Origin of the sequence: Paenibacillus xylanexedens, from assembly GCF_007680605.1 — a bacterium.
In the GTDB taxonomy this organism is placed as follows: domain Bacteria; phylum Bacillota; class Bacilli; order Paenibacillales; family Paenibacillaceae; genus Paenibacillus; species Paenibacillus xylanexedens_B.
On record NZ_VEIO01000001.1, the window covers coordinates 367948 to 393817 of the forward strand.

A 25870-nucleotide genomic window follows, 5' to 3' on the forward strand; every position below is an offset into this window, starting at 1 on the left:
ATGTTTCGTAAAATGAAGTCCTATTTCTCGCTTCCAGGTACGATAAGGCGTTTGGTATGGGAAGCTTATATCCTGCTAGGATGGGCGAGAGTGCAAAAGGCAAGGCCGTTTGCCAAAATTGCTCCGAGGCTGGGTACGCCTATGGTCGAAACACCTGTCACTGGATTGAATCGGACTCAAGTGGCGGAAATAAGAAACATATCGAAAGCCGTTATGATTGCTAGCAAATATACGTTTTGGGAAAGCCAATGTCTTGTTATGGCGATAGCTGCAATGAAAATGCTGGAACGGCGTAATATCGCAAGTACATTATATATGGGGACTGCAAGGAATAAGCAAGGACAACTGATGGCACACGCCTGGCTGCGAAGTGGAAAACTGATCGTAACTGGAGCAGACACGATGGATCAATATACGGTCGTCGGCGTGTTTGGCAAACGATGTCCTGAGAAGGGATCTGGAGAGATTGTCTATGACGCATGAAACTGAACTGTATTCCACAGGGTTTCCGAAGGAGCTCAAGCTAATCTTGAGCCTGCTTAGAGATGATCTGGCAGATCTGACTTCCGAGGAGATCAAGGGCCGACTGCACGAGATGGATTGGCCACTTTTTTTACAGCTTGTGGTCCATCATCGTCTGTATTCTGTTATTTATGTAAAATTAAAAATGCTGGATTTGCGGTTTATTCCCGAAGCCGTTTTAGGGAGTTTGAAACAGCAGTATACGATTAATACCTTCCGTATGTTACATTTAACTGCCGAGATGGAGCAAGTGTGTGGAGCCTTTCGGGAGCGTGGCATTCGCACGATTACACTGAAAGGGCCTGCTCTGGCTCATGATCTGTACGGTGATGTGTCCATGCGGACTTCGAAAGATCTGGATATTTTAATTCCAGTTCAGAATGTGGAGGAAGCTGGGCGTATTCTTGACGACCTTGGATACCAGTGCAAAGAAGGAGAAAGGGCGCTTACTGTTCGTAGCTGGAAGTGGCGGGAACATCATATCTGTTATATTCATCCGGTCAAGCGTACTCAAGTGGAGATCCATTGGCGGCTTAACCCTGATTCTGGCCGGGAAACGGAGTTTGAACTGTTGTGGAAACGAAGCCGATTCAGTTCGTACACCCAGACACCTGTACGTATGCTTGAAAGAGAGGATTTATGGGTTTATTTAGTGACGCATGGTGCGAGACACGGCTGGTTCAGACTGCGGTGGTTACTGGATATCGATCAGATGATTCGTACGATGCCGCTCGATATGAAAAAGGTAGAACGTCGTTTGAAAGCAGAAGGACGTCTATCCATCGGTTCCCAAACATTACACCTCGTTTCGGATCTGTTGCATACCCCGCTGGGCGATCCGTATTTATCGATTATGGCTACGCGTGAGCGCACGGGAAAACGACTGGCGAGAGAAGGCGCGCTGTTTATGAACGAAATGTTAGACAGTCCAGAAGAGCTACACAACTATTCATCTTATTTATTCTCTCTTCGCAGTACGAGGCAAAAATGGTTTTTCTTTATTGAGCGGTTATATCCAAGTACTTGGGACGTGCATCAATTTCCGCTACCACGTTCTTTGTTTTTTCTGTATTTTCCGTTACGTCCATTTCTCTGGTTCTGGCGGCGCTTCAAAAAAAGCACGATGGCAGAGAGGGGAAAGGTATGATCTCCGAGTTAAATTATTTCATGCGAAAACTGCATCATATTTCCGGGCCTATTTTATATTGGAATCTGTTAGCTATGATCTTGATCGGTTTAATGGAAGGAATTGGCATATATATGCTTGTTCCTATGTTAAGTTTAATTGGTGTTTTTGAAATGGGCTCTTCTGGTATACATATCCCCTGGTTAACGGAGCTACTCCACCAATTCTCGGAAAATGGTCAATTGCTAATTGTTCTACTGGCTTTTGTATTTATCCTCTCGGGACAGGCTTGGATGCAGCGTCTTCAGACGATTCGCAATACCCGTATTCAGCAGCAATTCATACGAACGCTGCGCCTGGAAACCTACAGTGCACTACTTCGGGCCCAGTGGTCTTTTTTTCTCCAAAAACGAAAATCCGATTTCAACCATATATTAACTACAGAACTTGCCAGAGTAAGTCAGGGAACAAGTCTGATTCTGCAGATGGCAGCCTCGCTGATTTTTACAGCGATTCAGATCGGGCTGGCCTTCTGGTTATCAGCAAAGCTCACATCGCTTGTACTTGCCAGTGGTTTGTTGTTATTTGTATTACTAAGAAAGTTTGTTAGGCGTGCCAAACAGATTGGAGATCAGACTTCCGAATTCTCGCAGAGCTACTATTACGGGATAACGGAGCATTTCAACGGGATTAAGGACATTAAGAGCAATATGCTGGAAAGTTCCCATATCCGCTGGTTTGATCGCATATGCAGACAAATTGAGCGTAATGTGGTGCAGTTTAGTCAGCTAAACACAGGCACACAGCTCATTCATCGGGTGTCAGCAGCGATAATCATTGCGGCGTTTATTTACCTTTCTTTACAGGTGATGTCGGTGCCTCCAGCCAATCTGTTATTGATTATTTTGATTTTTTCGCGATTATGGCCAAGGTTTACTGCGATTCAGTCTAATCTGGAGTACATCAGTTCAATGTTGCCGGCATTTCGGATCGTGAGAGAGTTGAAGGATCAAACGGAGAAAAACCGTGAGATCCGTGATTCAAAGATAGAGAAAGGTACATCTGCTTCCCGGCCTATTGTTCCAATCGAACTGGTGGACGGTATCATGTGTGAGGATGTGAACTACCGTTATGAGGGAAGTGACACGTATGCATTAAAGAACGTGCAAGCATCTATTCCGGCTCAAGGCATGACTGCTATTGTTGGGAAATCGGGTGCAGGGAAAAGCACATTGATTGATCTGATTATGGGTCTGGTGAAGCCTGAGAGTGGTCGTATCCTGATTGACGGAAAACCTTTGACTGAGGAACAGTTATTGAACTGGAGAAGTTCAATCGGGTATGTGTCCCAAGATCCTTTTTTGTTTCATACCAGCATTCGTGAGAACTTACGTCTGGTTGATCCGGATGCAAGTGAAGAACAGATGTGGCGGGCACTACGATTTTCTTCCTCGGCTTCGTTCGTTCGCAAGCTTCCCCAAGGCTTGGACACGATTATAGGGGATCGCGGCATCCGCCTGTCGGGTGGAGAACGTCAGCGTCTTGTGCTGGCACGGACCATGCTTCGTAATCCCTCGGTATTGGTATTGGATGAAGCAACGAGTGCACTGGACAGTGAAAACGAACAGCAGATCCATGAAGCGCTTGAACGATTAAAGGGACACGTCACCATTATCGTCATTGCACATCGACTCTCCACGATCCGAACCGCTGACCGTGTCATTGTTTTGGAAGAAGGGCGGGTCATTCAAGAAGGCGGATATCAGCAATTATCTATGGATTCGTCAGGCACTTTCAGCAAACTGCTTCATATGCAAGCTGGTGCTGCTGGACAGTAAACCATAAATTGTATTCTTATTAACGAATTACAGAGAAGTGAGCGTTGCTAAATAGAAATAGAATGAAAAGAAGGCGTGCCGCCAAGGGACGCCTTTCATTTCTTTATTATTTACTTGAATTGAATTAATAAATCAGGGATGAGTTGGTCTGTACAGGAAGATGTAAGGCACCGATTCGTTGCAGATGTTGCACAATCTCTTGAACGGCTTCCTCAATACTGCATTGTTCGGTATCAATGACGAATGAAGGAGAGGTTGGGATATCATAGGGAGCAGATATGCCAGTAAAATGAGGAATTTCACCTTTGCGAGCTTTTTTGTAGAGACCCTTGGGATCACGCCGCTCACATTCTTCAATAGAACAACGAACATAGACCTCGATGAAATCCTCCGGTTCAAACAGCTGCCTGACCATCTCCCGATCCTGTGCGTGAGGGGAAATAAATGCCGAAAGCACAAGCAGTCCCGCATCTACCATCAACTTGCTTACTTCTCCGATGCGACGCAGGTTTTCCTGCCGATCTGCAGCGGTGAAGCCAAGATCCCGATTCAATCCATGCCGTACGTTATCACCATCCAGCACATAACAGCGGACACCTTGTTCATGCAAGGTTCTCTCTAGCGCAAAGGCAATGGAGGACTTACCCGCCCCGGATAAACCTGTAAACCATATCGTGCGACTACGGTGTCCGTTGTTATTCTCCCGATCCTGCCGATTTAAACTCGATGCTTGCCAAGTAATATGACGATCTTCCTTCGACATGTTATACCACCTCTTTTCAACTGATCCTATGTATAATATTTTAACATATTTTCTAGATTATAGACTATGAAAATTCTCTGCCAAAGAAGCGTGAACCATCTGTATATGGGGTATAGATGTTATACACAGAGAGAGCAGGAGGACAAGATCATGAGTGACAACATTCAAAATATTCAGGTAGGGTTCAACTGCCCTGATTGCGGGCAGGAAGTGAACACTTATTTCATGCAACAACAGGTGAACACGGTTCGCTGCGAGGGTTGCAATCGGGCTTATACACTCATGAAACCGACGATCGGAGATGAAATTTTGCTGGATTGGGAACAGGAGGCTCTGTATCATAAATTGCGTGCAGAACGCTCTGAAAAGGACAACCATAACATGTCAGCCCTCATCATCAAAGTGATAGAGCTTCTGACCTGGCGGGATCAGGGAGACGGTCAGACTCGTGCAATCCAGACGGTAAAAGATTGGCTGGCTACCAGCGGTAAACCTCAGACTTTGCTTGAGCTTTTCCATCAACCAACGCAGTCCTCACGCGAGAATAAACGGATGTAGCGCTAATGATTACATAATATAGACACTCTTGTGGCATATTACCTGAAGGTGTTTGTGGACCATTAACAAACTGAAATTTCAGGGACAGGAGCGGATAACATGAAGCGAACGATGCTATATCTGCTGCTCGGCTTGTTTACCATTAGCATGCTGGCATCACAGGCAGAGGCATCTCCCATCAACGGAGCATACCACTTTGGCTTTAAGAAAAGTCAGAATGGCGAACTGCCTTCCATTGATCAGGAAGGTTTTAAGTCTATTTTGGAGCAAAATCATGCCATTTTCTTGGGGGATACCAAACAAAAGGAACTGTATCTGACTTTCGATAATGGCTATGAGAATGGGTTCACACCTGCAATACTGGATGTGTTACGAGCGAAGAAGGTGCCGGCAGCTTTCTTTGTTACAGGACATTATTTGAAGGATCAGCCGGATCTTGTCAAACGTATGGCTGCCGAAGGGCACATTGTCGGGAACCATTCCTGGAGCCATCCGGACATGACTCGAATTTCCAATACACAAATTAAAGAGGAACTCGAAAAAGTGAAATCTGAAGTGCACCGTCTTACGGGGCAACAGGCTACATTTTTGCGTCCACCTCGCGGTATTTTCAACAATCGTACACTTGCCGAGAGTTATGCTCAGGGGTATGTCAATGTGTTCTGGTCTGTAGCCTATAAGGATTGGGACACGAATGTACAGCGTGGTGCACAATATGCTCATCAACAGGTGTTGAAACAGCTTCATCCAGGGGCTGTCATCTTGCTACACTCCGTTTCGAAAGACAATACGGAGGCACTTGGAGCAATCATTGATGAGGCACGCAAGCAAGGTTATGCATTCAAAAGTCTGGACGATCTGAAAACCAGGACCTATTAACGATCAAATAAAGCAGGTAAGACGAGCATGTATTAAGTTAGTTTTAGTTGAGGCCTGGGTATCAAAGAAATAAGCTTGTTTAGTTGTCATCTGCAACCCAATAAAGGACATGCCTAGCAACCTGCTGAGCATGCCCTTTATTTGTTGTTACCATTCGTCTAATGAATCGTGTTATAGATTATTCCGGTCGTTTTGGGTCCGCAATGACTGCAAATGACACAACCCGCCGTAGTTAATTCTACACGCGCTCCGGTTTGCTCCTGCAGCGTTTTTTTCAGGTTTAACGCATCTTCCTCAGCCATGGTATGAACAACAATGATTAAATCCCGATCAATCTGTTCTTTATTGCTGAGCGTGTTTTGAAGCATCTGTTCCAGCGCCTTTTCTCGTTTACCGCGTACTTTGTAGGCAGGGGACATCTTACCATCGGTTACCCGAATAACGGGACGGATTTTAAGTAAGCTGCCAATCAGATTTTGCATTCCGGAGCAGCGTCCACCTTTATACAAGTATTCCAGAGTATCAATAACAAACTCTGTACGCACCGTTGGTTTCATGGCTTCAATCTGCTGCGTAATCTGGGCCAGCGTTTTTCCTTGTTCTGCTGCATACACAGCCTTCATCACCATCAAGCCAATACCTGAGGAGAGATTTTTGGAATCCACTACGGAGATCCGTCCCTCTGGAAATTCAGAACTGGCGAGCAGAGCGTTCTGATAGGTTGAAGAAAGCTCAGAAGATAAGGAGATGTAAAAAATATCGTCGCCTTGTTCTATGTATGGTTGAAATGCGGTCATGAAATCAGCGGGTGAAGGTGCTGCTGTTTTGGGCAGAGAACCATGGCGACTTACACGTTCGTACAATTGCTCTGGTTTGATCTCTTGTCCGTCCTTCAGGGATTCTTCACCAAACACCACATACAAAGGAATGATGCCGATTTCGTACTGCTGGATCCACTCAGGGGCCAGATCACTGGTGCTGTCCGCAAAAATTTTAATTCGTGGCATGTCAATCTCCTTTAGAATTCAAAAATTTGGTCATGCATATGTTAAGTATAACGGGGCAAAGGTTAAGCCACCTAGCTTAATTATAAAGAACCGGGGCTCTCAAGGAAAGCTTTACGTAAAGTATATACCGCCAAGTACAAGCACTGTGAAAAACAAAATAAGGAGTCCACTCAGAATCGTGCCGATAACGGCAAAGACTTTCCTGCGATTTTTGAGCGCCAATCCAATAATCCCAAGAATGAGACCGATGAGATTAAGAATCAGGCAGACAAGGAAAGCTAGAGAACCTAGAACGACTGCCGGATGAATAGCGAGTTCTTCCCGGCTGATTGACGATCCGAGGAGTTCAATGGAGTTATTCAGCGCAAGAGACATCATCACAAATGTGATGAGATGCCCTAGAAAACCAACCAGTCCAACAACAAAACTCGCGATCCCCGGCCCTGAATGTTTGAGAGATATTCCATCGATTTCTGCTGATTCTGGTGAGAGTGTATAATCATTGTCACTTGTGTTATAGGGATTCGAATCGTCAGGATACGTTGAGCTGTTATGGTTACCTGCATTTGTTGAATTGTAATTATTCATTAGTGCACGTTACCTCCTTAAAAGATATCATGATTTATATAGGATACTGAAGGTTTATTACCCTGTATAGTGTCCAGCGATTCTGGATCAGGTATTCATGAGGCCTTTCTTTTACTTTAGAGCCTGAATTCGCTACAATATATAGAGTAATGGCGTTCGAAACGAATCAAGGGAGAGAATGGATATGCAACGGAGATGGATGACGCTTGGAGCCATATTAACGATGCTGTCGGTGGCAATTGGTGCATTCGGTGCACATATGCTTAAGGGCAAAATTGGTGCAAGTGCAATTGCTACATACGAAACAGGGGTACAATACCATATGATTCATGCGCTTGCTTTGATGATTGTAGGATTAACTGCAGGGCAGCTCGGAGCATCAACGAAGCTGCAATGGGCAGCACGTTTGCTGTTCACGGGGATTATCATTTTTTCAGGAAGCCTGTACGTACTTAGCATATCGGGTATCAAAATTTTAGGAGCGATTACACCAATCGGTGGCGTAGCTTTTATTGCCGGTTGGCTACTGTTTGCAATGGATGTCTGGCAACGAGGAAAGACCAGTCTGTAACAGTCCTTGTTACAAGAAAAATTGTATAATAAAAGCAACCTGTGCCCGAATGTTTACCGCATTCCAGATCAGGTTGCTTTTTTTGTTTAAAACGTTGGTAAGAATTTAATTTGAATTAAGCTCGTGTTAAGTATTTGATTAAATCTGTAAGGCTACAGCAAGAACTCATCGATTTCGTTTGTTCTGAATGTGTAGACTTGTTTTTCATCCACATGGTAAATGCTAACCACATTGTTATCCCGATCAAAGTTAAGTATCCGACAAGGAATGCTCTGATGTTTGCCATGTTTGTTGTTTACGACAATTCGGGTGAGGCGATTTTCTTTAATCAAGGATTCAATCCAGGCATCGAACGAATTCGAATCAGCGACATGGGAAGTGTCTGCAGTAGACTTTTTCTTGTCAACTTTTGAATTTGATTCCTTGGCAACGGATTGTTGTGGTTGTGATTTGGACGAAAGCGAACCAACGATCTGGTCTAACTTGCTGGAGGCTAACTCTTCATTAGATGGTTGTAGTGACTCCAGGAAATTTGGATTAGAGTCAGTAGAATTTGTTTTAGCCCGAGTCATAGCTTCAATGATTTGACCAAGCTCAATTCCGGAGTGAATCCGAAAGTCCGCAATTTGTTCTTCTTTGTTTATGAACTCGATCAGGGACTGCAGTGCCAATGCATTTGAACGGCTCTTAATAAGTATGTCGACATTAAATAAATAACCGACGTCATCTTGATTGGATAAGGTTTGTTTCATTCATCCCAGCCCCGTTAAATAATGTGTAAGCACGTATGTACTCTAATATACTATAGCACTAATATGATGGAAATCATAGTACCAAAGACTTAGAAATCGGTTAATTTTCTAACTTAGAATGATCCCATTTTTTCTTTATTATGTTGTCACTAAGAGGTTAACACACGTTAAAACTACCCACTTTTTGCTCATCACGGCAGGTGTCCACACGGCGATTGGCCAAAGGGCATACAATTATCGTGATCTGTTGAAGAGGAGGTGGATCGTGAGATTATGGTGACGATGGAGCCGATTGTGGTGGGAGAACACGTTCTGGTTGGGGTAGAAGTGAAACTTCCCAAAACGACACTGTTAACGATTAATACATCCAAAGGGTATATCATGTGCGGCGCCCTGGATGTGGGGTTATTGAATGAGAAGCTGGGCGATCGCAAGATTGTAGCCGCACGGGCTGTTGGCGTGCGAACACTGGAGCAGCTGCTTCATGCACCAATGGAATCGGTGACGACTGAGGCAGAGGCTATGGGGATTACAGTAGGTATGACAGGTGTAGAAGCGTTGTTAAAAATGATCTGAAGCACGTGCCGGTTTTTTCATACGGCACCATAGAAATAGAACAGAAAAAAAGGGACGAAGTCGGAGGCATCCGTCTTGTCCCTTTTCTTTACAGACCCACAACAATGGTTGCTATATGGGTTGTCTTATATATCTTTTTATTCCGCAAATAAAGCCGCGAGGTTCTCTTGGAAAGGGGCACGAACAATACCTTTTTCCGTAATAATTGCGGTAACATATTCGTTCGGGGTAACGTCAAAGGCTGGATTAAACACCTTAACGCCCTGCGGTGCAGTACGCTTGCCAAACCCTTCGGTAACTTCCTCAGCAGCACGCTCTTCGATTGGAATCAGATCGCCGGACGCTGTGGACAGGTCAATGGTTGATAGTGGACTTGCTACATAAAAAGGAATATTATGCGCTTTGGCCAGTACAGCCAGGCTGTAGGTACCAATTTTGTTGGCGACATCCCCGTTTGCTGCGACCCGATCCGTACCCACAATGACAGCTTGTACCCACCCTTTAGACATGACCATACCCGCCATGTTGTCACAGAGTAACGTTACGTCAATTCCGGCCTGCTGCAACTCAAAAGCAGTTAAACGAGCGCCCTGCAGGACGGGACGTGTCTCGTCAGCAAATACCTTCAGATGAATGCCACGCTCTTGAGCAAGATACATCGGAGCAGTTGCCGTACCGTATTTCGCTGTCGCCAGACCTCCTGCGTTACAGTGTGTAAGTACACCCATACCATCCTCAAATAAAGGCAGGGCATGTTCACCGATCATGCGGCATACTTCTTCATCTTCCTTCTGAATCAACAAAGCTTCTGCTTCAAGCGCATCTGTGCTTCCATCCAGACTTAGACCAGCTTCTACAACTTGGTTAGCCTTTTGCATCATGCGATCTAATGCCCAAAAAAGATTAACCGCTGTCGGACGTGATGTTGCCAAATGTGCACAGACGGATTTCACATGATCCAGCCAGCCTTGAATAGCGATGCCATCATAAGCTTTGGCTCCGAGCACTACGCCGAAGGCCGCCGCAATACCAATGGCAGGCGCACCGCGTACTTTCATGGAATGGATGGACTCCCATACTTCCTCAGGAGTGTACAGTTTCAGCATCAGAATCGTTTCGGGCAGCAGACGCTGATCGAGCATTTCAAGCTTGTCCTTTTTCCAGTTTAGCGAAGACAGAGGCTGATGTTCAGGGGTTGTCATGGATGTTCCTCCGTTCAATAATGTTAGACTTTAACCGTTGTGAGAGCAGAAGATACCAGATCCAGCACCTCACCGATTGTATTTACTTGACGATTGCTCTTAATCAAGGTTTTACCAATGGCCAGTGCCTTGCGCTGTGCATGTTCACGTTCAGTAGCATCCGTAATGGTGTCGATGTCAGCGACGTGGGCAAGTCCTACGATGCGACGTACCATTTTAGCCCCGGCAAAACCAATCGTATCTCGAAATAGCTGCTGTACATACAGGTCTTGATAACCCGGCGTTTTAGCCATCGGATCAATGAGATCAGTACTCCACAGTGCGCGGAAACGAGTATCGAATTCAGTCCAGACATCACGTACCATGTCCAGCAACTCTGTTTCACGTTTATTTCGCGTTGAGTTATCCTGAAAACGGCCGGACAGCGAAACATAATGAAGCAGCAGGTTGGCCAGCACGGCACCTACGTCAAAACCCATCGGCCCATAGAAAGCAAACTCCGGATCAATGACCTTGGTCGACTCCGATGTTACAAAAATACTGCCTGTATGCAAGTCGCCGTGAAGAAGTGCTTGGCCATGGGTCAGGAACTTTTCCCTGAGCAGGGCGATCTCCAAATGAAGTGCTTCGTCTGTACGAAGCGCCTCGGCCTCGTCTTCGATCGCTGCTTCATAGTTGTTATTTTGTGCAATCCGATACGGTTCATCAAAGATCAGGTCTTCTGTTATTTTACATTGGTCAGGGTTGACGAATCGTCCCTGCTGTTCTTTCTTCTGTTGTTGGTTCATGCCGAGGTCTGAAGTGAAGAAGAGGGTTCTCGCCATAAACTCCCCGATATGCCGGACGAAAAGAGGGTAGGAAGCTCCGTCAATCAGACCCTTGCGCATAATAACATGGTCACTTAGGTCCTCCATGACCGTTAATGCAAGATCATCGTCATAATGATACACTTCGGGCACCATTCCAGGGCACAGACGATATTCTTCCTGCAAAATTTCACGTTCAATGCGAGCACGTACGAGGGAAAGAGGCCAGGATTCGCCAACCACTTTCGCATAAGGAAGCGCCTGTTTGATAATGATACTTTTATCGGAGTTCTGATCCGTGATATGGAAAACGAGATTCAGGTTGCCGTCACCGATCTCACGACAATCCAGATTCGCATCTGCCGTAAATGGACCCGGTAAAGTTTTGGCTAATTCGATCGCTTCTTGTGGGGTTAAGGGATGATATTGAGTCAAAGGTGCCACCTCCATATATATGAAGAAACAGGAAAACCCACTTCTTTGCTTGGTTTATGACAGTATATCGGATAAAGCACGTTTTTTGAACTTTTTTTTGAGACAAGTCCGGGTTACGGTGATTCGAAGATCAGGCTCACGGGTAAAAGTGAATAGGCCGGACGGTTGAACAAAACCGCGCCGCATAACACTTCCGCGAACTTGGCGGGTGCTGACATTTACTCTCTGTCTTGCATCCAGGGTGACCTGAGATGACTTGGGCAGACTACATTTTAAATTAAAGGATGGGATTGAATATGGCTACAAAAAACAAAACAGACCAAGCAAAATCCGTTGAACAAGTACTTAATCGTCAGGTAGCTAACCTGAACGTGCTGTATGTCAAAATCCATAACTATCACTGGTATGTAAAAGGCCCGAACTTTTTCACACTGCATGTGAAATTTGAAGAGTTCTATAACGAAATCACCGTTCAAATGGACGAAATTGCTGAGCGTTTGCTTACATTGAAAGGCAGCCCGGCAGCAACGATGAAAGAGTATCTTGAGATGGCTTCGATCCAGGAAGCTTCCGGCAAAGAAGATGCGAACGCTATGGTACAAAACCTGATTGAAGACTTCGCAACTCTTTCCAATGAGTACCAGGAAGGTATTGATTTGGCCGATGCGGCTGAGGATCAACCGACTGCTGATATGCTGACAGGCTTTAAAGCGGATCTGGAGAAACATATGTGGATGCTTCGTGCATACCTGGGATAAAGCATTTCAGGGCGGACTCAGATCCGTCTGTCTGTAACCCATTCGCGGCTAATGAGTTCATCCGTAAAAAGTCCAGTGTTGCTTGCTAAAAGTTGTCAGATAAGTGTTAAGCGTCTATACTGCTGTCAAGAGTGACAGGGGAGGGCGAACACGATGTTAGACACAGCAGTAATACCGGCATTAAAAGAATGGGCTTCCGCAATCCAAGCGCTTGAAAACGGTCGCCAGATTATGGTGATGCGCAAAGGCGGGATTGTGGAGGAAACGAAACATTTTGAGTTGAAAAGTCCAGCATTTTACCTGTATCCGACTTATGAGCATCAGCGTAAAGAACTGATCAAGTCCTCGGATCAATCCTATGTTGAAGAGTCGCTGGCCGAATGGGTGCCTGAAGCTTCAACCGTCCGCATTACATCGTATGCTGAAGTAACGCAGGATTTGGAGATTCGAGATCAGGAGATGCTGGATCGACTTCTGGAATATCATATGTGGACAGCGGATTTTGCCGAATCCCGTTTGAAGTGGAAAAAGAAAGATCCGCTCCACGTGTTGATTTTACGTGTGTACCGTTTGCAGGAACCGATGGAAATACCCGTTTTACCTGAATATAACGGTTGCCGTTCATGGATTTCCATTCCGAATGGTTTGGTGCCGCGCGAAATGACGCCGGTGCTGAACGTTGCGGATTTTGCAGAACAGGTACAGAAGATTAACGAGACACTCAGAATGTAATCTTTTCATTTGCGAAAACTTGTGTGAAAAAAGTATAAAGGACTTGTCCAGAAATGGATAAGTCCTTTTTCATTTCGGGTGTGCAAGCGGAACAAACTGTGAAATTTGTGATTTATATCACTGTGTAACAAATGAAAAGTTGTTTTCTAATTTGATTCAAACAGTCATTTATTATAGAATCATAAGGAATGAAGTTTCCTGAGAAGGACAAGAATTGATAGGAAATGACTTGATAATCATTGAGAATCAGTTTAGAATTATTCTAAAGTGATTGTTACTCTATAGCTTATGATGAATGAGCATTAGAGTAACAAGGAGAAATTGCTTTACAGATGTATGATGAAACAGAGAAAGTCAGGGGAAGCCCTGTTCAGATATAATAGGTGCTTTTTCGTTTTCGACAGTAAACATCAATTTAATCAATGGAGGGAAACAATACACATGACTACGAATTTCGTCATTGAAGGTCTGAAAGCGACCATTGAAGGTAAAGAAATCCTGAAAGGCATCAACCTGGAAATGAAAGGTGGAGAAATCCACGCGATCATGGGACCGAACGGAACAGGTAAATCCACGTTGGCTTCTGCTCTGATGGGACATCCTAAATATGAAGTAACAGACGGTACAGTAACTCTCGATGGCGAAGATTTACTGGATATGGCTGTAGATGAGCGCGCACGTGCCGGCCTCTTCCTGGCTATGCAATACCCGAGCGAAATCGCGGGTGTAACAAACTCCGACTTCTTGAGAAGTGCAATCAACGCTCGTCGCGGTGAAGGTAACGAAATTTCCCTGATCAAGTTCATCCGTCAAATGGAAGGTAAAATGAAAGAACTCGATATGAACCCTGAGTTTGCACATCGTTACCTGAATGAAGGTTTCTCCGGTGGTGAGAAAAAACGGAATGAAATTCTGCAAATGATGCTGCTGGACCCTAAAATCGTCGTACTTGACGAGATCGACTCCGGTCTGGATATCGATGCTTTGAAAATCGTTGCAGAAGGTGTAAACGCAATGAAGAGCGAAGATCGCGGCTTCTTGATCATCACGCACTATCAACGCCTGCTTAACTACATCACTCCGGACTATGTACACGTAATGATGCAAGGTCGCATCGTGAAATCTGGCGGACCTGAGCTGGCTCAACGTCTCGAGGCTGAAGGTTATGACTGGGTTAAAGCGGAACTGGGAATTACAGACGAAACTGTAGGTCAAGAAGCGTAAAGACAAAACGGAGGAGGATAATAAATGACTACACAAACAATTCTTCCGGTTGAATCTGAAGCGCTTCGCGCCTTGTCGGAAAGTAACAATGAACCCGGCTGGTTGACTGAGCAGCGGCTCGAGGCTTTGAAGCTTGCGAGTGAGCTGGCGCTTCCCAAACTGGAAAAACAAAAAATCGAACGCTGGAGTATCAGCGAGTACGGCACATATAAAGCAGAAGCAACAATTTCTTCCTTGGAAGAAGTGCCTGCTTCCATCAAAGAGCTGGTTCAGGATCAAGCAGAGGGTAGCCTGGTGATCCAGCGCAACTCTGGTGCAGTATATTCCAAATTGTCTGCTGATCTGGCAGCACAAGGTGTCATCTTCACGGATCTGGCTACTGCTGTTCGTGAGCATGCTGATCTGGTCAAGCCTTACCTAAACACAGCGGTCAAAGCCGATGAACATTCCATTGCCGCATTGCATGCAGCGTTGTGGAATGGCGGGGTGTTCCTGTACGTTCCGAAAAACGTGAACATCGAAGTTCCACTGCAAGCTGTATTGCTTACAGATGATGCTTCCGCAACATTTGCACCTCACGTACTCGTTGTTGCCGAAGCAAACAGCTCGGTTACTTACGTAGACAACTATGTGTCTGGTGAGCTCTCTGCACCGGTATTCCATAACGGAGTTGTCGAAGTATTCGTAAAAGCGGGTGCAAAAGTACGCTTCGCAACGGTTCACCAACTGAATGTTAATGTAACGGATGTATCCTTCCGCCGTGCTGTTCTGGAAAATGACAGCTCCATTGAATGGATCGTTGGTGAAATGAACAATGGTGATACGGCTAGCAACACGATGAGTGTTTTGAAAGGCAATGGGTCCACTTCGGATTCCAAAGTGATTGCGGTTGGTTCCGGTTCACAGAAGATTAATTACACAACTGAAGCACGTCACTTCGGTAAAAATACGCCAAGCCAAATGATCACACGTGCGGTTATGCGTGAAGAGGCTTCGGCAATCATTAACGGTATTACGAAAATTGAGAAAGGCGCTACAAGAGCGGATGGACAGCAAACCGAGAAAGTATTGATGCTTAGTCCTAAAGCACGTGGAGACGCCAACCCGATCCTTCTGATTGACGAGGATGATGTAACAGCAGGTCACGCGGCTTCTGTAGGTCAAGTGAATGCAGAGCAAATTCATTACTTGATGTCTCGCGGGATTAACCGTACGGATGCGGAGCGCCTGATCATTTATGGCTTCCTTGCACCGGTGGTGGCGGATATTCCTTTGGAAGCACTGCGTACCCAATTGCAGTCCCTGATTGAGAAGAAGCTGGGACAATGAACCCATCCATTCGCGAGCAGTTCCCGATCCTCCACCAGGAAATCAATGGACACCCGCTCGTATATCTAGACAGTGCTGCGACTTCGCAAAAGCCTCGTGCTGTGATTGACGCGGTTAAACATTATTATGAATATGAAAACTCCAACGTGCATCGAGGTGTGCATACACTCGGAAGCCGGGCAACGGACGCTTATGAAGGCGCTCGTGAGAAGGTTGCCAAGTTTATCAATGCTCGTCGCACGCAGGAGATCATCTTTACACGCGGCACAACGACAGCCCTGAACCTGGTGGCTTCGTCTTATGCACGCGCCAATTGTAAAGAAGGCGATGAAATTGTCCTTACACAGATGGAGCATCATAGTAATCTGATCCCTTGGCAGCAAGTGGCCAAGGAGACAGGTGCTACATTGAAGTACATTCCGCTTCAGCAAGACGGCCATATTGAGTTGTCTGATGTGGAGCAAACAATCACCAACAAAACTAAAGTTGTCGCGATTGCCTATGTATCCAATGTAATGGGGATTGTGCATCCCGTGAAACAAATCGCTGAGATAGCCCATCGCAACGGTGCCGTTATCGTTGTGGATGGTGCACAGAGCACGCCTCATATGAAGGTAGACGTGCAAGATCTGGACTGTGATTTCTACGCACTGTCCGGTCACAAAATGTGCGGGCCAACCGGTATCGGTGCACTCTACGGCAAAAAGGCGCTGCTGGAGTCCATGGAACCGATTGAATTTGGCGGTGAGATGATTAATGACGTAGGACTGTACGACTCCAACTGGAAAGAACTGCCGTGGAAATTTGAAGGTGGAACCCCGATTATTGCGGGAGCAGTAGGTTTGGGGGCTGCCATTGATTTTCTTGAACAGATTGGTATGGACGAGATTGCTCACCATGAAGGTGTACTCGCTGCTTATGCCACAGAACGTCTCGCTGAGATTGATGGTCTAACGATCTATGGTCCGGCTAAACGCCATGTTGGTGTAGTGACCTTTAACTTGGGAGATGTCCATCCCCATGATGTGGCAACTGTGCTGGATGCGAGCGGTATAGCGATTCGTGCAGGCCACCATTGCTGTCAGCCGCTGATGCGCTGGCTTGAAGTAAGCTCAACGGCTCGTGCGAGCTTTTATCTATACAATAACGAACAAGATGTAGATCGGCTTGTCAGCGCCTTAATCCAGACAAAGGAGTATTTTGGCGATGCAACTTGATGATCTGTACCGACGTGTTATAATGGACCATTACAAAAACCCGCGTAACCGCGGAACGTTTGACAATGACGTCGTCACGGTGAATTTGAACAATCCAACGTGCGGCGACCGGATTTCACTGCAGCTGATGCTGAATGACGGAATCGTTCAGGAGGCCAAGTATACGGGAGAAGGCTGTTCGATCAGCATGTCTTCGGCATCGATGATGACCGAGGCTGTCAAAGGCAAGACGATTGAACAGGCGCTCGATCTGGCTAACCGTTTCTCCTCATTGATGCAAGGGGAAGAAGTCGATTTCGACGATTATGAAGATCTCGAAGCCCTATCCGGTGTGAACAAGTTCCCTGCACGCATCAAATGTGCCACTCTGGCCTGGAATGCATTACGCAAAGGAATTGACGAAGAGGACAATGTACAATAACGATAGGGAGGTCGAGCAAGATGGCTAAAAAAGCACCAGAAATGGAAGAGTATAAATATGGTTTTCGCGATGAGCATAAATCCATCTTTCAAACCGGCAAAGGTCTGACAGCGGAAGTTGTAACGGAAATTTCTAAAATCAAGAACGAACCGGAGTGGATGCTGGAATTCCGTTTGAAATCCTTGAAACAGTTCGAGAAGATGGCTATGCCTAAATGGGGCGGCGATCTGGATGGACTGGATTTCAATGATATTCAATACTATGTTCGTCCTTCGGAAAAACAAGGAAAAACATGGGAAGAAGTTCCTTCCGAAATTAAAGAAACATTTGATAAACTGGGTATTCCAGAAGCGGAGCAAAAGTTCCTTGCTGGGGTATCGGCTCAGTATGAGTCCGAGGTTGTATATCACAACATGCAGAAGGAACTTGAAGACCAAGGCGTAATCTTCATGGATACGGATACGGCTCTGAGAGAGCACCCGGAAATCCTGCGTGAATATTTTGCTACCGTTATTCCGCCAGCAGATAACAAATTTGCTGCGCTGAACAGTGCGGTATGGTCCGGAGGAAGCTTCATCTACGTACCAAAAGGCGTAAAATGTGAAGTGCCTCTTCAAGCATATTTCCGGATTAACTCCGAAAATATGGGCCAATTCGAGCGCACATTGATTATTGCAGACGAAGACAGCTTCGTTCACTATGTAGAGGGTTGTACTGCTCCAATTTACAGCACAAACTCCTTGCACAGTGCGGTAGTTGAGATCATCTGTAAGAAAAATGCCCGCGTTCGTTACACAACGATCCAAAACTGGGCACCAAACATCTACAACCTTGTTACCAAACGTGCGGTTGCTGAAGAGAACGCAACGATGGAATGGGTCGATGGTAACATCGGTTCCAAACTGACGATGAAATATCCTGCAGTTGTACTGAAAGGCCGTGGAGCTAAAGGTTCCGTTCTGTCCATCGCTGTTGCAGGTAAAAACCAGCACCAGGATGCAGGCGCGAAAATGATTCACCTCGCTCCGGATACAACTTCGACAATCGTATCCAAGTCGATCAGTAAACACGGCGGGAAAGTAACGTACCGTGGTCTGGCTTCCTTTGGACGCCAAGCTGAAGGCGCGAAATCCAACATCAAATGTGATACCCTCATTCTCGATAATGAGTCCACATCGGATACAATTCCTTACAACGAAATCATGAATGATAACATCATGCTGGAGCATGAAGCAACGGTATCCAAAGTGTCGGAGGATCAACTCTTCTACCTGATGAGCCGTGGTCTGACCGAAGCGGAAGCAACGCAGATGATCATCATGGGCTTCATTGAGCCATTTACGAAAGAACTGCCAATGGAATATGCTGTTGAGATGAATCGTCTCATCAAGTTCGAAATGGAAGGCTCCATCGGTTAAGTAATAAATTTAAAATATTCACAAGAGAAGACGAACCATTCTGGTTCGTCTTCTTCTTTATTTGCCTTTTTAGTACAATAAAGTATATATCAAATGTGAATGTAAGATGAGATGACGTTTATATTGAGTCTAATGTAGGAGGTGTGTATGCAGTATCATTACGAAGCCCTTCACACGGCTACCTTGGAGGCCGGAATCTCAGCAGAAGAATGGGAATGGTTTGTGCAGGGAACCTCAGTGAAAGAAATTCCCAGGGGAACGACCTTGATTCGTGCAGGAGAGAGAGTGCAGCACGCATATTTTTGCATTCAAGGATGTTTTCGATTATATTACACGATGCCTGATGGCAAAGATTTTAATGTAGCCTTTACGGTGGAGCAGGATTATGCCACATCCTATGCGGCAATGGTTTCAGGTGCTGAATCACCGTATACCATTGAAGCGCTGGAGGCTGCTACTGTCATTGTAATTCCTTACGATGCGCTACTGCACTTCATGGAAGCCAGTCATCATTGGGAGCGCTTTGTGCGTAAGGCGGTTGAGCGACTGTATATACGCAAGGAGGAACGAGAGCGAGAACTGTTATCTTTATCAGCACTGGAGCGTTATGAAGCATTCCTGCACAAATATCCTGGACTCGAAAACAGAATTCCTCAATATCATATTGCCGCGTATATCGGCATCTCTCCTGTTTCCCTTAGCCGCTTACTCGGGTAAACGGACGTGCCCCTCATGTCATTAACCTATGTTAATGCTTGACGGCTACAGTGTGCGTTACACTATGACTAGTTAAAAGGGGTGTAAATCCACTCCCGGATCAGATGCACAAGGAGAGATGAGTCATGAGACATATGATGATTGTATTACTTGAATTTTATCCTTCCTGGCTAGCTTTGCCACGGGAACAGCGTAGAATGCATGCTGCTGCTTTACAGACTACAATCGAAAAGTACAGCGGTCTGGTAAGCGTTAGATTTTTCGATGCAGAGGCATTGCCAGGTAAGGACTACACCGATTTTGTTGTATGCGAGACAGAGGATCTCAAAGCCTATCATTATTTATGGGAGGAAATTCGGGATTCAGAACCGTATACAAAGGGATATATGAAAATCAAAGATGTCATCATGGGATTAGAGAATGCATTTCAAGCATATGAACGGGAAGCTTTAGGCCTGCCTGAGAAAGGGGGAAACTGATTCGCATCAAAATAATAATATACTGACCTCACAAGCGCTGCCCCGAAGATATATACAATCGGGGCGGCGTTTTTGGTTGAATTAATCCTTCTCCGCAGCAGGATACAAGCACAAGCCAATTCATAGAGTCGAGCATTTGATAATAGAAAAAGGATGTGATGCTATGAATGCAAACCCTTTCGAAGGGTATCGGATTACTAGTTCATTCGGTTATCGAATTCATCCTATACATGGAGGCCAGACCTTTCATCGAGGAGTAGACCTGGTCACCGAACCTTGGAATGGGCCTGTATCTGCTTTTCTTGAAGGAACGGTACGTTTTGCAACGGAAGGACGCACAGGCTCCGGTTTTGGCGGTTACGGGCTTACTGTGGCACTGGAGGATCATCGTGGATACTTGCATTGTTATGGCCACCTTTCCCGTATTGCCGTTAATGTTGGTCAGCGAGTGAGAAAAGGACAGCTGATCGGTTATCAAGGCAGTACAGGACAGAGCACAGGGCCCCACGTACATTATGAGATTCGTAAAACAAGCTCGCCTTCGTACGGGTATACTGCAAGTGAAGATGGCGTTGTGGAACCAACGGCGTATTTGTTAAACGAATACGGAACGATCTCTCAAGAAGAGGAGGGCCTACCCATGACAAGTCAGGAAAAGCAGTTGTTCACGCTTATGCAGAAGCAACTGGAGCTTCAAGGAAGCTGGATTCAAGAACAGAAGCGATTATCCAACATGAGTTGCCCTGACTGGGCGCAGGAGGCATTGGCTTATTATCGTCCCTATATTCAGGATGACAGAGGGAACTATGACTTTTGGAGAATACTTGTGATCATGCATCGGAAGGAAACGGGAAAACAGGTGCCAAAAGAGGATTGAAGCTTGAGCCAAGGCCAGTAAAAGAGCAAACCACTTACATCCTATGGGCTAAGAACCAAATTGCGAAGAATGCCGTTTCGCCCAGTTCCTCCGGCGGGGAAGCGTCATATGTTAGGGTATACCTGATAAAGAGGAGGCAATCACATGAGCGAAGTAGGTTATGGCTGTAAAGGCAACGTTGGTGGTGTAGGCGGTGTAGGTGGATACAATCCATGTACGTCGGTTGGCGCGATCTTGGTACTGTTCATCCTGTTGGTTATCATCACAAAAGCATTCTGTGTGTAACTCCATCGGCTGAATATAAGCAAGAGGGATCAAAGGAAAGCTCAATCGAGCTTCCTTTGATCCCTCTTTACTCTTCATGTGAGATTTATTGGACGTAAATCTCAACAATGGCAATGTCTCTTTCTTTCGCTAAATCGATAAAGGCCGTAGAGGTCTGAACAAGTGGGCGGAAGTAGTCAGCTGGATTGTTCATTACAATGACACCGGTTTGTCCTGTCGTGAGAAGTACTTTTTTACCAATAAAATTCGGAAGCATATGTTTGATCAGTTCCTGGGTTGCTTCGCCATTCAACTGACCAAAACTGAGGCTGTACAGTTCGCATAGAACAGAAATTAGCTCCTGTTTGGTCTGATACACCCGATTCGTTGTCATTGCGCTGTAAACGTCGGCTACAGCAGTTATACGAGCATAGGGGTGAATCTCATCTCCTCGCAGACCATGCGGATAACCACTGCCATCCTCACGCTCATGATGTTGAAGAGCAACCAAGGCGATGATCTCGTCCTCTGTTGAAGCTTTGATAATATCGTAACCATAAAAGGTATGTTTTTTCATTTCTGCGAATTCTTCTGTCGTTAGTTTGCCTGGTTTATGTAAGATTTCAGAAGGAATTTTAGACTTGCCAATATCATGAAGATATCCTGCCTTGGCTACCGTAAGACATTCATCCGGGCTATAACCCATCCAGTTAGCAATATAAAAAGCGAGCATACCAACCTGCAAGGAGTGGTTGTAGGTGTAGTCAATGTCTCCATCCAGCATAAGTAACAGGGAGACAACATCTTTTTGTTTTTCTAGCTGTCCCGTTAGGGTGCCTAATATTTCGTCAACCTGTGATTCATCAATAAAGCCTTTTTCTATGGCTTGTTCGAACAGAGATTCTGTGCCTTTGATCGTGTCGTTAAACAGATTGGTTAACAGACGGGTCTGATCGGAAGGCAAGTTTTGTTCATTAGAGTGAAGGTCGGATGATTGTTCTACATCTGCGAAATCAATTCCATGCTGCAGCAGCTTAGATATATCATCTTCGCTGAGAACGGAACCTTTCATCAGCATGTGGAGACCTGAAGTATTGTAGATATCATTTTTTAGCAGGTCGCCGGGTTTAAGATCTGTAACATGCACTCTCACGTATAAACCACCTTTTCCTCGACTAATATCGACACATATCATTATAATAACAAGAAAAAAATGGGTTGACAACGACTTATTTACTGTTCATTTGCCTCTGTAAACAGCGGATAGACTCATTTTTTTCTAGTCCATGGGGTTCCAGGGTCCTAGTTGATGCCCCTTCCACTCCGAACCGTCTTCCCAGATTTCCTTTTTCCAAATCGGTACGGTTTGTTTCAGTCTTTCAATGGCGTAACGGCTTGCATCGTAACAGTCACTGCGATGAGGCGACGATACCGCGATAACGACACTGATTTCGGCCACGTCAACTTTGCCGATTCGATGACTGATCGCACAGCGGACACCTGGCCAACGTTCTGCTATCTCCGTGCCGATCGCAGCCATATGGGACAGCGCCATGGGTACGTACGCTTCGTATTCCAGATAAACCGTGCGCTGTTCGCCAGTCATTTCCCGTGTCGTTCCTACGAAAGTTAATGCAGCGCCATGATTGGCTGTGATGACCAAGTCGGTCGTTGCCTCAACGGACAAGGGTGCATTGGTAATTAGAAACATACCATCTTCTGTGCGATGCTCTTGTGTACGAGGATGATCTTTACTCTCGTCCGTCGAACCGTCGCCTCCGGATACAGGCGGGATCAAAGCCAGTTCATCATCTGCCTTAAGTAATGTATCGGCAGGAGCGTACCTCTGGTTTACTGCTAAAAATGATGAACGAATCTGCGTGGCAACCTCAGGATAAGCCTGGCTCAATTGTTCTTTAAGCACAGCAGCTGTAAGCGTATCACCATCATACTCAAATGCAAGTTGGGATGTATTTAAACGTTCTGCAATACCTGCAAATAGTTGAATTGTCAATTTCATGGAATGAATCGCTCCTTTTTGATCTCTAAACCTTATAAATATATCATAACGACGTAGAAAATGTTATGCTTATCCATTAGAAGAATGTACGTTTAATGAACGGCAGGGGAGGCAGTGTAATGCGCGGCAGCGAGAAGCAAACATTAACTATTCTGCACACCAATGATATACATAGTCATTTCGGCTCTATGAGTGCGATCGCTGCTATGATCAATGAGGAACGTGCCCAAGGTGGACATCTGCTTGTCCTCGATATTGGAGACCATATGGATCGAATGGCTGTTGAAACGGAAGGCACACTCGGAAAGGCGAACGTAGATGTGCTCAATCTGACAGGCTATGATGCCATTACGATTGGAAATAATGAGGGGCTAACCTTTACGGCTGACCAACTCGCTCAGTCCTATACGGGGCTCCTTTGCCCGATTGTGTGCGGCAATGTGTTTGAAGAGGATACAGGACGTCCTCCAGCCTGGATGAAATCTTGGGTTATTGTCGAAAAAGGACCGTTTCGCATTGGCCTGCTAGGAGCAACAGCCCCGTTTAACACCTTCTATGAACTGCTGGGCTGGCAAGTGACGGACCCTGTAGAAACCTTAAGAGATCAGGTTAAGGTACTGCGTGAGCAGGTGGACGTGATCGTTGTTTTATCTCATCTGGGTCTTTCAACGGACAAAAAACTGGCGGAACAGGTTGAGGGCATTGATGTTGTTCTGGGCGGACACACCCATCATGTTCTGGAGGAACCCTTGCTGATTGGCAATACCGTGCTGGGTGCGGCAGGTAAATTCGGACAATGGCTCGGGAGAGTTGTGCTGGAAAGAGCAGGCCAAGCAGAGCCCGTACAGCTGGTGAGCAGCGGTTGTGTGCCAGTACACAGTAGCATGCTGGAAGAGCAGGTGTCTCTGGCAATTGCTACGAACCGTACGGAAGCTGAACGATTGCTGGATCAGACGGCCGTGATCACGGATCGAACCTTGCCCGTTTATTATGAGCGGGAATCTCCTTTTGCTATCTTGCTTGCGCAAGCTGTACGGCACTTTACAAAAGCGGAAATATCGCTTGTGAATGCGGGCCAGTTACTCGGAAACCTGCCAAAAGGCGACATTACGAAAGGAATGTTACATTCCCTATGTCCATCTCCAATAAATGCTTGTACAATATGTTTGAATGGTGATCAGATTCGTGAAGCGCTTGAACAGTCACTGTTGGAGGAATTCTTCTCTAAACCCATCGTGGGATTTGGCTTTCGGGGACGTATTCTCGGGACGTTATGTGTGGATGGAATAGAGGTTCTTTACGACCCCAGTGCGCCAGCGTATGATAAGATCCAATCCATTTATGTTAACGGTATACCTATGGATGGGAAGCGTGAATATGTGGTTGGAACGCTTGATATGTTTACGTTTAATGTGGGATACCCTTCTTTGGCTCAAGGAAGCAATATACAATATTACCTTCCGGAATTTATAAGGGATTTGCTGGAAGAAGAATTAAAACGACCAGGAGCGCTGGAGGAGAGCCTGCGTAATCGCTGGTTACCAAGCTAGAACAAGACTGCCTTCTGCTGATGCGGCGGCTAGTGTTCATTACATCTATGGAGCGGGAGAGGATAGGCTGTGCGTTTAGTACATATAAACTTATTGCAGCCTGGCATGAAGCTGGGGAAACGAATTTTTAGTGAGGAAGGTCTGGTTTTACTCAGTGAGGATGTAGAACTGACGAGTCGGTTAATCGGACGGTTGAAAGATCTTGGGATTGGATATGTATATATTCAGGATGCTGCCACAGAAGACATTATCGTGCCCGAAATGTTACAGGAAGAGACCAAGCGAAGAGCTCTTGTGGAGATCAAACAACAGTTTCAACATATGTCCGGCTTCAAAAGTAAAAACCAGATCACACATTTTGGTAAAGCGCTTAGTGGTGTAATGAACAGCATTCTTGAGGACATTGGTGGTCAAAAGGAAGCGATGATCATGTTAATGGACATGAACTCCAGCGATTTTGACCTGTATACTCACTCACTGAATGTTTGTGTGTATACTCTTGTTCTCGGTGTGGCATCAGGTTATACCCGTCAGCAACTCATGGAGATTGGTCTAGGCGCCCTGCTCCATGATATTGGAAAAACGCAGATTCCCTCCGATATTTTACATAAGCCTTCACGTCTGAGTGATGAGGAATACAAGATTATTCAACAGCATACCACGTACGGACATCGAATTCTCAAGGATGAACCAGGCATCCCTCTGCTCGCAGCACACTGTGCACTGCAACATCATGAGCGAATTGATGGCAGTGGCTACCCATTTGGATTGAAAGGCAATGAAATCCATGAATATGCGAAGTGGATTGCTCTTGCCGATTCATATGATGCCATGACGACCAACCGGGTCTATCGTCAAGCTTTATTGCCGCATCAAGCCGTAGAGGTATTGTATACAGGTTCTGGAACGCTTTATGAACAGTGGATGCTTGAAAAGTTTAGGGATTGTGTAGCGATCTATCCCGTAGGTATATCCGTAAAACTGAGCACTGGAGAAGTTGGCGTTGTCGCTGCAATTCAACCCCGCGTGCCACAACGGCCATTGATTCGTGTGATCAAGGATGCAGAAGGACAGGTCCTTACAGCCCCCTACGAAATAAATCTTGCTACGAAGCTATCAGTCATGATTACAGGGGTGGAGGGTGCGGAAGATTCTGCTACACTTATGAAGCATGAACAGCTGAATAGTTAAGCTAGCGAAGTTATAGAGCAGGCGCTCAGGTGGTCATATCGGGAAAGTGA

The 25870-nt window shown here is 45.7% G+C and carries 28 protein-coding genes; 20 read left to right on the top strand and 8 right to left on the bottom strand.

The window, feature by feature from the left end:
• From FS818_RS01855 to FS818_RS01865, 3 genes are read left to right on the top strand one after another with little or no spacing between them, the layout of a single operon-like run.
• Positions 1–483, top strand: a complete 483-nt coding sequence (locus tag FS818_RS01855) for a lasso peptide biosynthesis B2 protein (RefSeq protein WP_145329071.1) — start codon at positions 1–3, stop codon at positions 481–483.
• A complete protein-coding gene (locus tag FS818_RS01860; protein WP_145329073.1) occupies positions 473–1669 on the top strand; it encodes a nucleotidyltransferase domain-containing protein in 1197 nt (398 codons plus the stop codon). Before FS818_RS01855 ends, FS818_RS01860 begins: the two co-directional genes overlap by 11 nt.
• Positions 1666–3486, top strand: a complete 1821-nt coding sequence (locus tag FS818_RS01865) for an ABC transporter ATP-binding protein (RefSeq protein ID WP_145329075.1) — start codon at positions 1666–1668, stop codon at positions 3484–3486. The genes FS818_RS01860 and FS818_RS01865 overlap by 4 nt, the downstream gene beginning before the upstream one ends.
• 124 nt (positions 3487–3610) lie before the next feature.
• On the opposite strand, the gene cysC is transcribed toward FS818_RS01865, so the two are convergent.
• Positions 3611–4249, bottom strand: coding sequence for an adenylyl-sulfate kinase (cysC, locus tag FS818_RS01870; RefSeq protein ID WP_145329077.1), 639 nt, complete (start codon positions 4247–4249; stop codon positions 3611–3613).
• Between the two features lie 150 nt (positions 4250–4399).
• On the opposite strand from cysC, the gene FS818_RS01875 reads away from it, so the two are divergent.
• Complete coding sequence (locus tag FS818_RS01875) at positions 4400–4807, top strand: hypothetical protein (protein ID WP_145329079.1); 408 nt, start codon at positions 4400–4402, stop codon at positions 4805–4807.
• Positions 4808–4906: 99 nt separating this feature from the next.
• Positions 4907–5686: a delta-lactam-biosynthetic de-N-acetylase gene (gene pdaA, locus FS818_RS01880; RefSeq protein WP_145329082.1), complete on the top strand. Its 780-nt coding sequence runs from the start codon at positions 4907–4909 to the stop codon at positions 5684–5686.
• A gap of 158 nt (positions 5687–5844) precedes the next feature.
• Here the strand turns inward: pdaA and FS818_RS01885 are convergent, their stop codons facing one another.
• Positions 5845–6693, bottom strand: a complete 849-nt coding sequence (locus FS818_RS01885) for a DegV family protein (protein ID WP_145329084.1) — start codon at positions 6691–6693, stop codon at positions 5845–5847.
• Positions 6694–6804: 111 nt separating this feature from the next.
• Positions 6805–7281 carry a hypothetical protein gene (locus FS818_RS01890; protein ID WP_145329086.1) on the bottom strand — a complete coding sequence of 159 codons (477 nt, stop codon included), beginning with the start codon at positions 7279–7281 and terminating at the stop codon, positions 6805–6807.
• Positions 7282–7465: 184 nt separating this feature from the next.
• Between FS818_RS01890 and FS818_RS01895 the strand changes: the two genes are divergently transcribed.
• Positions 7466–7852 (top strand): DUF423 domain-containing protein, encoded by a 387-nt coding sequence (locus FS818_RS01895; RefSeq protein WP_145329088.1) that lies wholly within the window; start codon positions 7466–7468, stop codon positions 7850–7852.
• Between the two features lie 152 nt (positions 7853–8004).
• Here the strand turns inward: FS818_RS01895 and FS818_RS01900 are convergent, their stop codons facing one another.
• Positions 8005–8604: a hypothetical protein gene (locus FS818_RS01900; protein ID WP_145329090.1), complete on the bottom strand. Its 600-nt coding sequence runs from the start codon at positions 8602–8604 to the stop codon at positions 8005–8007.
• A gap of 273 nt (positions 8605–8877) precedes the next feature.
• On the opposite strand from FS818_RS01900, the gene FS818_RS01905 reads away from it, so the two are divergent.
• On the top strand, positions 8878–9180 hold the full coding sequence (locus tag FS818_RS01905; protein ID WP_090920088.1) for a YunC family protein: 303 nt from the start codon (positions 8878–8880) through the stop codon (positions 9178–9180).
• Between the two features lie 137 nt (positions 9181–9317).
• Here the strand turns inward: FS818_RS01905 and mtnA are convergent, their stop codons facing one another.
• Complete coding sequence (gene mtnA, locus FS818_RS01910; protein WP_145329092.1) at positions 9318–10382, bottom strand: S-methyl-5-thioribose-1-phosphate isomerase; 1065 nt, start codon at positions 10380–10382, stop codon at positions 9318–9320.
• Positions 10383–10405: 23 nt separating this feature from the next.
• Positions 10406–11623 carry an S-methyl-5-thioribose kinase gene (gene mtnK / locus FS818_RS01915; protein ID WP_145329094.1) on the bottom strand — a complete coding sequence of 406 codons (1218 nt, stop codon included), beginning with the start codon at positions 11621–11623 and terminating at the stop codon, positions 10406–10408.
• Between the two features lie 296 nt (positions 11624–11919).
• On the opposite strand from mtnK, the gene FS818_RS01920 reads away from it, so the two are divergent.
• The 11 genes from FS818_RS01920 to FS818_RS28665 all read left to right on the top strand — a co-directional run bounded on the left by FS818_RS01920 (position 11920) and on the right by FS818_RS28665 (position 21080).
• Positions 11920–12381 (top strand): Dps family protein, encoded by a 462-nt coding sequence (locus tag FS818_RS01920; RefSeq protein ID WP_090920097.1) that lies wholly within the window; start codon positions 11920–11922, stop codon positions 12379–12381.
• 153 nt (positions 12382–12534) lie between these two features.
• The gene (locus tag FS818_RS01925; RefSeq protein WP_145329096.1) at positions 12535–13113 is read left to right on the top strand and encodes a DUF1802 family protein; all 579 of its coding nucleotides are present in this window, start codon (positions 12535–12537) and stop codon (positions 13111–13113) included.
• 441 nt (positions 13114–13554) lie between these two features.
• On the top strand, positions 13555–14337 hold the full coding sequence (gene sufC / locus FS818_RS01930; protein ID WP_145329098.1) for a Fe-S cluster assembly ATPase SufC: 783 nt from the start codon (positions 13555–13557) through the stop codon (positions 14335–14337).
• 24 nt (positions 14338–14361) lie between these two features.
• Positions 14362–15666, top strand: coding sequence for a Fe-S cluster assembly protein SufD (gene sufD / locus FS818_RS01935; RefSeq protein ID WP_145329100.1), 1305 nt, complete (start codon positions 14362–14364; stop codon positions 15664–15666).
• Positions 15663–16883, top strand: coding sequence for a cysteine desulfurase (locus FS818_RS01940; protein ID WP_145329103.1), 1221 nt, complete (start codon positions 15663–15665; stop codon positions 16881–16883). The genes sufD and FS818_RS01940 overlap by 4 nt, the downstream gene beginning before the upstream one ends.
• A complete protein-coding gene (sufU, locus tag FS818_RS01945; protein WP_090920111.1) occupies positions 16873–17304 on the top strand; it encodes a Fe-S cluster assembly sulfur transfer protein SufU in 432 nt (143 codons plus the stop codon). The genes FS818_RS01940 and sufU overlap by 11 nt, the downstream gene beginning before the upstream one ends.
• A gap of 20 nt (positions 17305–17324) precedes the next feature.
• Positions 17325–18722 (top strand): Fe-S cluster assembly protein SufB, encoded by a 1398-nt coding sequence (gene sufB / locus FS818_RS01950; RefSeq protein WP_090920114.1) that lies wholly within the window; start codon positions 17325–17327, stop codon positions 18720–18722.
• Positions 18723–18869: 147 nt separating this feature from the next.
• Positions 18870–19439, top strand: a complete 570-nt coding sequence (locus FS818_RS01955; RefSeq protein WP_145329105.1) for a Crp/Fnr family transcriptional regulator — start codon at positions 18870–18872, stop codon at positions 19437–19439.
• Positions 19440–19564: 125 nt separating this feature from the next.
• Positions 19565–19918, top strand: coding sequence for a darcynin family protein (locus tag FS818_RS01960; RefSeq protein ID WP_145329107.1), 354 nt, complete (start codon positions 19565–19567; stop codon positions 19916–19918).
• A 163-nt stretch (positions 19919–20081) separates the two neighbouring features.
• Positions 20082–20795, top strand: a complete 714-nt coding sequence (locus FS818_RS29465) for a M23 family metallopeptidase (RefSeq protein ID WP_145329109.1) — start codon at positions 20082–20084, stop codon at positions 20793–20795.
• Between the two features lie 144 nt (positions 20796–20939).
• Positions 20940–21080, top strand: coding sequence for a hypothetical protein (locus FS818_RS28665; protein WP_167375722.1), 141 nt, complete (start codon positions 20940–20942; stop codon positions 21078–21080).
• A gap of 85 nt (positions 21081–21165) precedes the next feature.
• Here FS818_RS28665 and FS818_RS01970 read toward each other — a convergent pair whose 3' ends face one another.
• On the bottom strand, positions 21166–22212 hold the full coding sequence (locus tag FS818_RS01970; RefSeq protein WP_145329111.1) for an HD-GYP domain-containing protein: 1047 nt from the start codon (positions 22210–22212) through the stop codon (positions 21166–21168).
• Positions 22213–22338: 126 nt separating this feature from the next.
• Positions 22339–23079, bottom strand: a complete 741-nt coding sequence (locus tag FS818_RS01975) for a molybdenum cofactor biosynthesis protein (RefSeq protein WP_145329113.1) — start codon at positions 23077–23079, stop codon at positions 22339–22341.
• Between the two features lie 119 nt (positions 23080–23198).
• Here FS818_RS01975 and FS818_RS01980 point away from each other — a divergent pair, with 119 nt between their 5' ends.
• Complete coding sequence (locus FS818_RS01980) at positions 23199–24629, top strand: bifunctional metallophosphatase/5'-nucleotidase (RefSeq protein WP_145329115.1); 1431 nt, start codon at positions 23199–23201, stop codon at positions 24627–24629.
• Positions 24630–24698: 69 nt separating this feature from the next.
• On the top strand, positions 24699–25820 hold the full coding sequence (locus FS818_RS01985) for an HD-GYP domain-containing protein (protein WP_145329117.1): 1122 nt from the start codon (positions 24699–24701) through the stop codon (positions 25818–25820).
• Positions 25821–25870 lie beyond the last annotated feature (50 nt).

What these genes read in the sequence shown, in the direction of transcription:
- FS818_RS01955 (WP_145329105.1), top strand. Translation starts at nt 18,870, where the DNA reads ATGCAGTATCATTACGAAGCCCTTCACACGGCTACCTTGGAGGCCGGA.
- pdaA (WP_145329082.1), top strand. Translation starts at nt 4,907, where the DNA reads ATGAAGCGAACGATGCTATATCTGCTGCTCGGCTTGTTTACCATTAGC.
- FS818_RS01890 (WP_145329086.1), bottom strand. Translation starts at nt 7,281, where the DNA reads ATGAATAATTACAATTCAACAAATGCAGGTAACCATAACAGCTCAACG.
- FS818_RS29465 (WP_145329109.1), top strand. Translation starts at nt 20,082, where the DNA reads ATGAATGCAAACCCTTTCGAAGGGTATCGGATTACTAGTTCATTCGGT.
- FS818_RS28665 (WP_167375722.1), top strand. Translation starts at nt 20,940, where the DNA reads ATGAGCGAAGTAGGTTATGGCTGTAAAGGCAACGTTGGTGGTGTAGGC.
- FS818_RS01925 (WP_145329096.1), top strand. Translation starts at nt 12,535, where the DNA reads ATGTTAGACACAGCAGTAATACCGGCATTAAAAGAATGGGCTTCCGCA.
- FS818_RS01960 (WP_145329107.1), top strand. Translation starts at nt 19,565, where the DNA reads ATGAGACATATGATGATTGTATTACTTGAATTTTATCCTTCCTGGCTA.
- FS818_RS01905 (WP_090920088.1), top strand. Translation starts at nt 8,878, where the DNA reads ATGGTGACGATGGAGCCGATTGTGGTGGGAGAACACGTTCTGGTTGGG.
- FS818_RS01900 (WP_145329090.1), bottom strand. Translation starts at nt 8,604, where the DNA reads ATGAAACAAACCTTATCCAATCAAGATGACGTCGGTTATTTATTTAAT.
- FS818_RS01865 (WP_145329075.1), top strand. Translation starts at nt 1,666, where the DNA reads ATGATCTCCGAGTTAAATTATTTCATGCGAAAACTGCATCATATTTCC.
- FS818_RS01975 (WP_145329113.1), bottom strand. Translation starts at nt 23,079, where the DNA reads ATGAAATTGACAATTCAACTATTTGCAGGTATTGCAGAACGTTTAAAT.
- sufB (WP_090920114.1), top strand. Translation starts at nt 17,325, where the DNA reads ATGGCTAAAAAAGCACCAGAAATGGAAGAGTATAAATATGGTTTTCGC.
- sufD (WP_145329100.1), top strand. Translation starts at nt 14,362, where the DNA reads ATGACTACACAAACAATTCTTCCGGTTGAATCTGAAGCGCTTCGCGCC.
- cysC (WP_145329077.1), bottom strand. Translation starts at nt 4,249, where the DNA reads ATGTCGAAGGAAGATCGTCATATTACTTGGCAAGCATCGAGTTTAAAT.
- sufU (WP_090920111.1), top strand. Translation starts at nt 16,873, where the DNA reads ATGCAACTTGATGATCTGTACCGACGTGTTATAATGGACCATTACAAA.
- FS818_RS01920 (WP_090920097.1), top strand. Translation starts at nt 11,920, where the DNA reads ATGGCTACAAAAAACAAAACAGACCAAGCAAAATCCGTTGAACAAGTA.
- FS818_RS01885 (WP_145329084.1), bottom strand. Translation starts at nt 6,693, where the DNA reads ATGCCACGAATTAAAATTTTTGCGGACAGCACCAGTGATCTGGCCCCT.
- mtnA (WP_145329092.1), bottom strand. Translation starts at nt 10,382, where the DNA reads ATGACAACCCCTGAACATCAGCCTCTGTCTTCGCTAAACTGGAAAAAG.
- FS818_RS01875 (WP_145329079.1), top strand. Translation starts at nt 4,400, where the DNA reads ATGAGTGACAACATTCAAAATATTCAGGTAGGGTTCAACTGCCCTGAT.
- FS818_RS01895 (WP_145329088.1), top strand. Translation starts at nt 7,466, where the DNA reads ATGCAACGGAGATGGATGACGCTTGGAGCCATATTAACGATGCTGTCG.
- FS818_RS01980 (WP_145329115.1), top strand. Translation starts at nt 23,199, where the DNA reads ATGCGCGGCAGCGAGAAGCAAACATTAACTATTCTGCACACCAATGAT.
- FS818_RS01860 (WP_145329073.1), top strand. Translation starts at nt 473, where the DNA reads ATGACGCATGAAACTGAACTGTATTCCACAGGGTTTCCGAAGGAGCTC.
- sufC (WP_145329098.1), top strand. Translation starts at nt 13,555, where the DNA reads ATGACTACGAATTTCGTCATTGAAGGTCTGAAAGCGACCATTGAAGGT.
- FS818_RS01855 (WP_145329071.1), top strand. Translation starts at nt 1, where the DNA reads ATGTTTCGTAAAATGAAGTCCTATTTCTCGCTTCCAGGTACGATAAGG.
- FS818_RS01940 (WP_145329103.1), top strand. Translation starts at nt 15,663, where the DNA reads ATGAACCCATCCATTCGCGAGCAGTTCCCGATCCTCCACCAGGAAATC.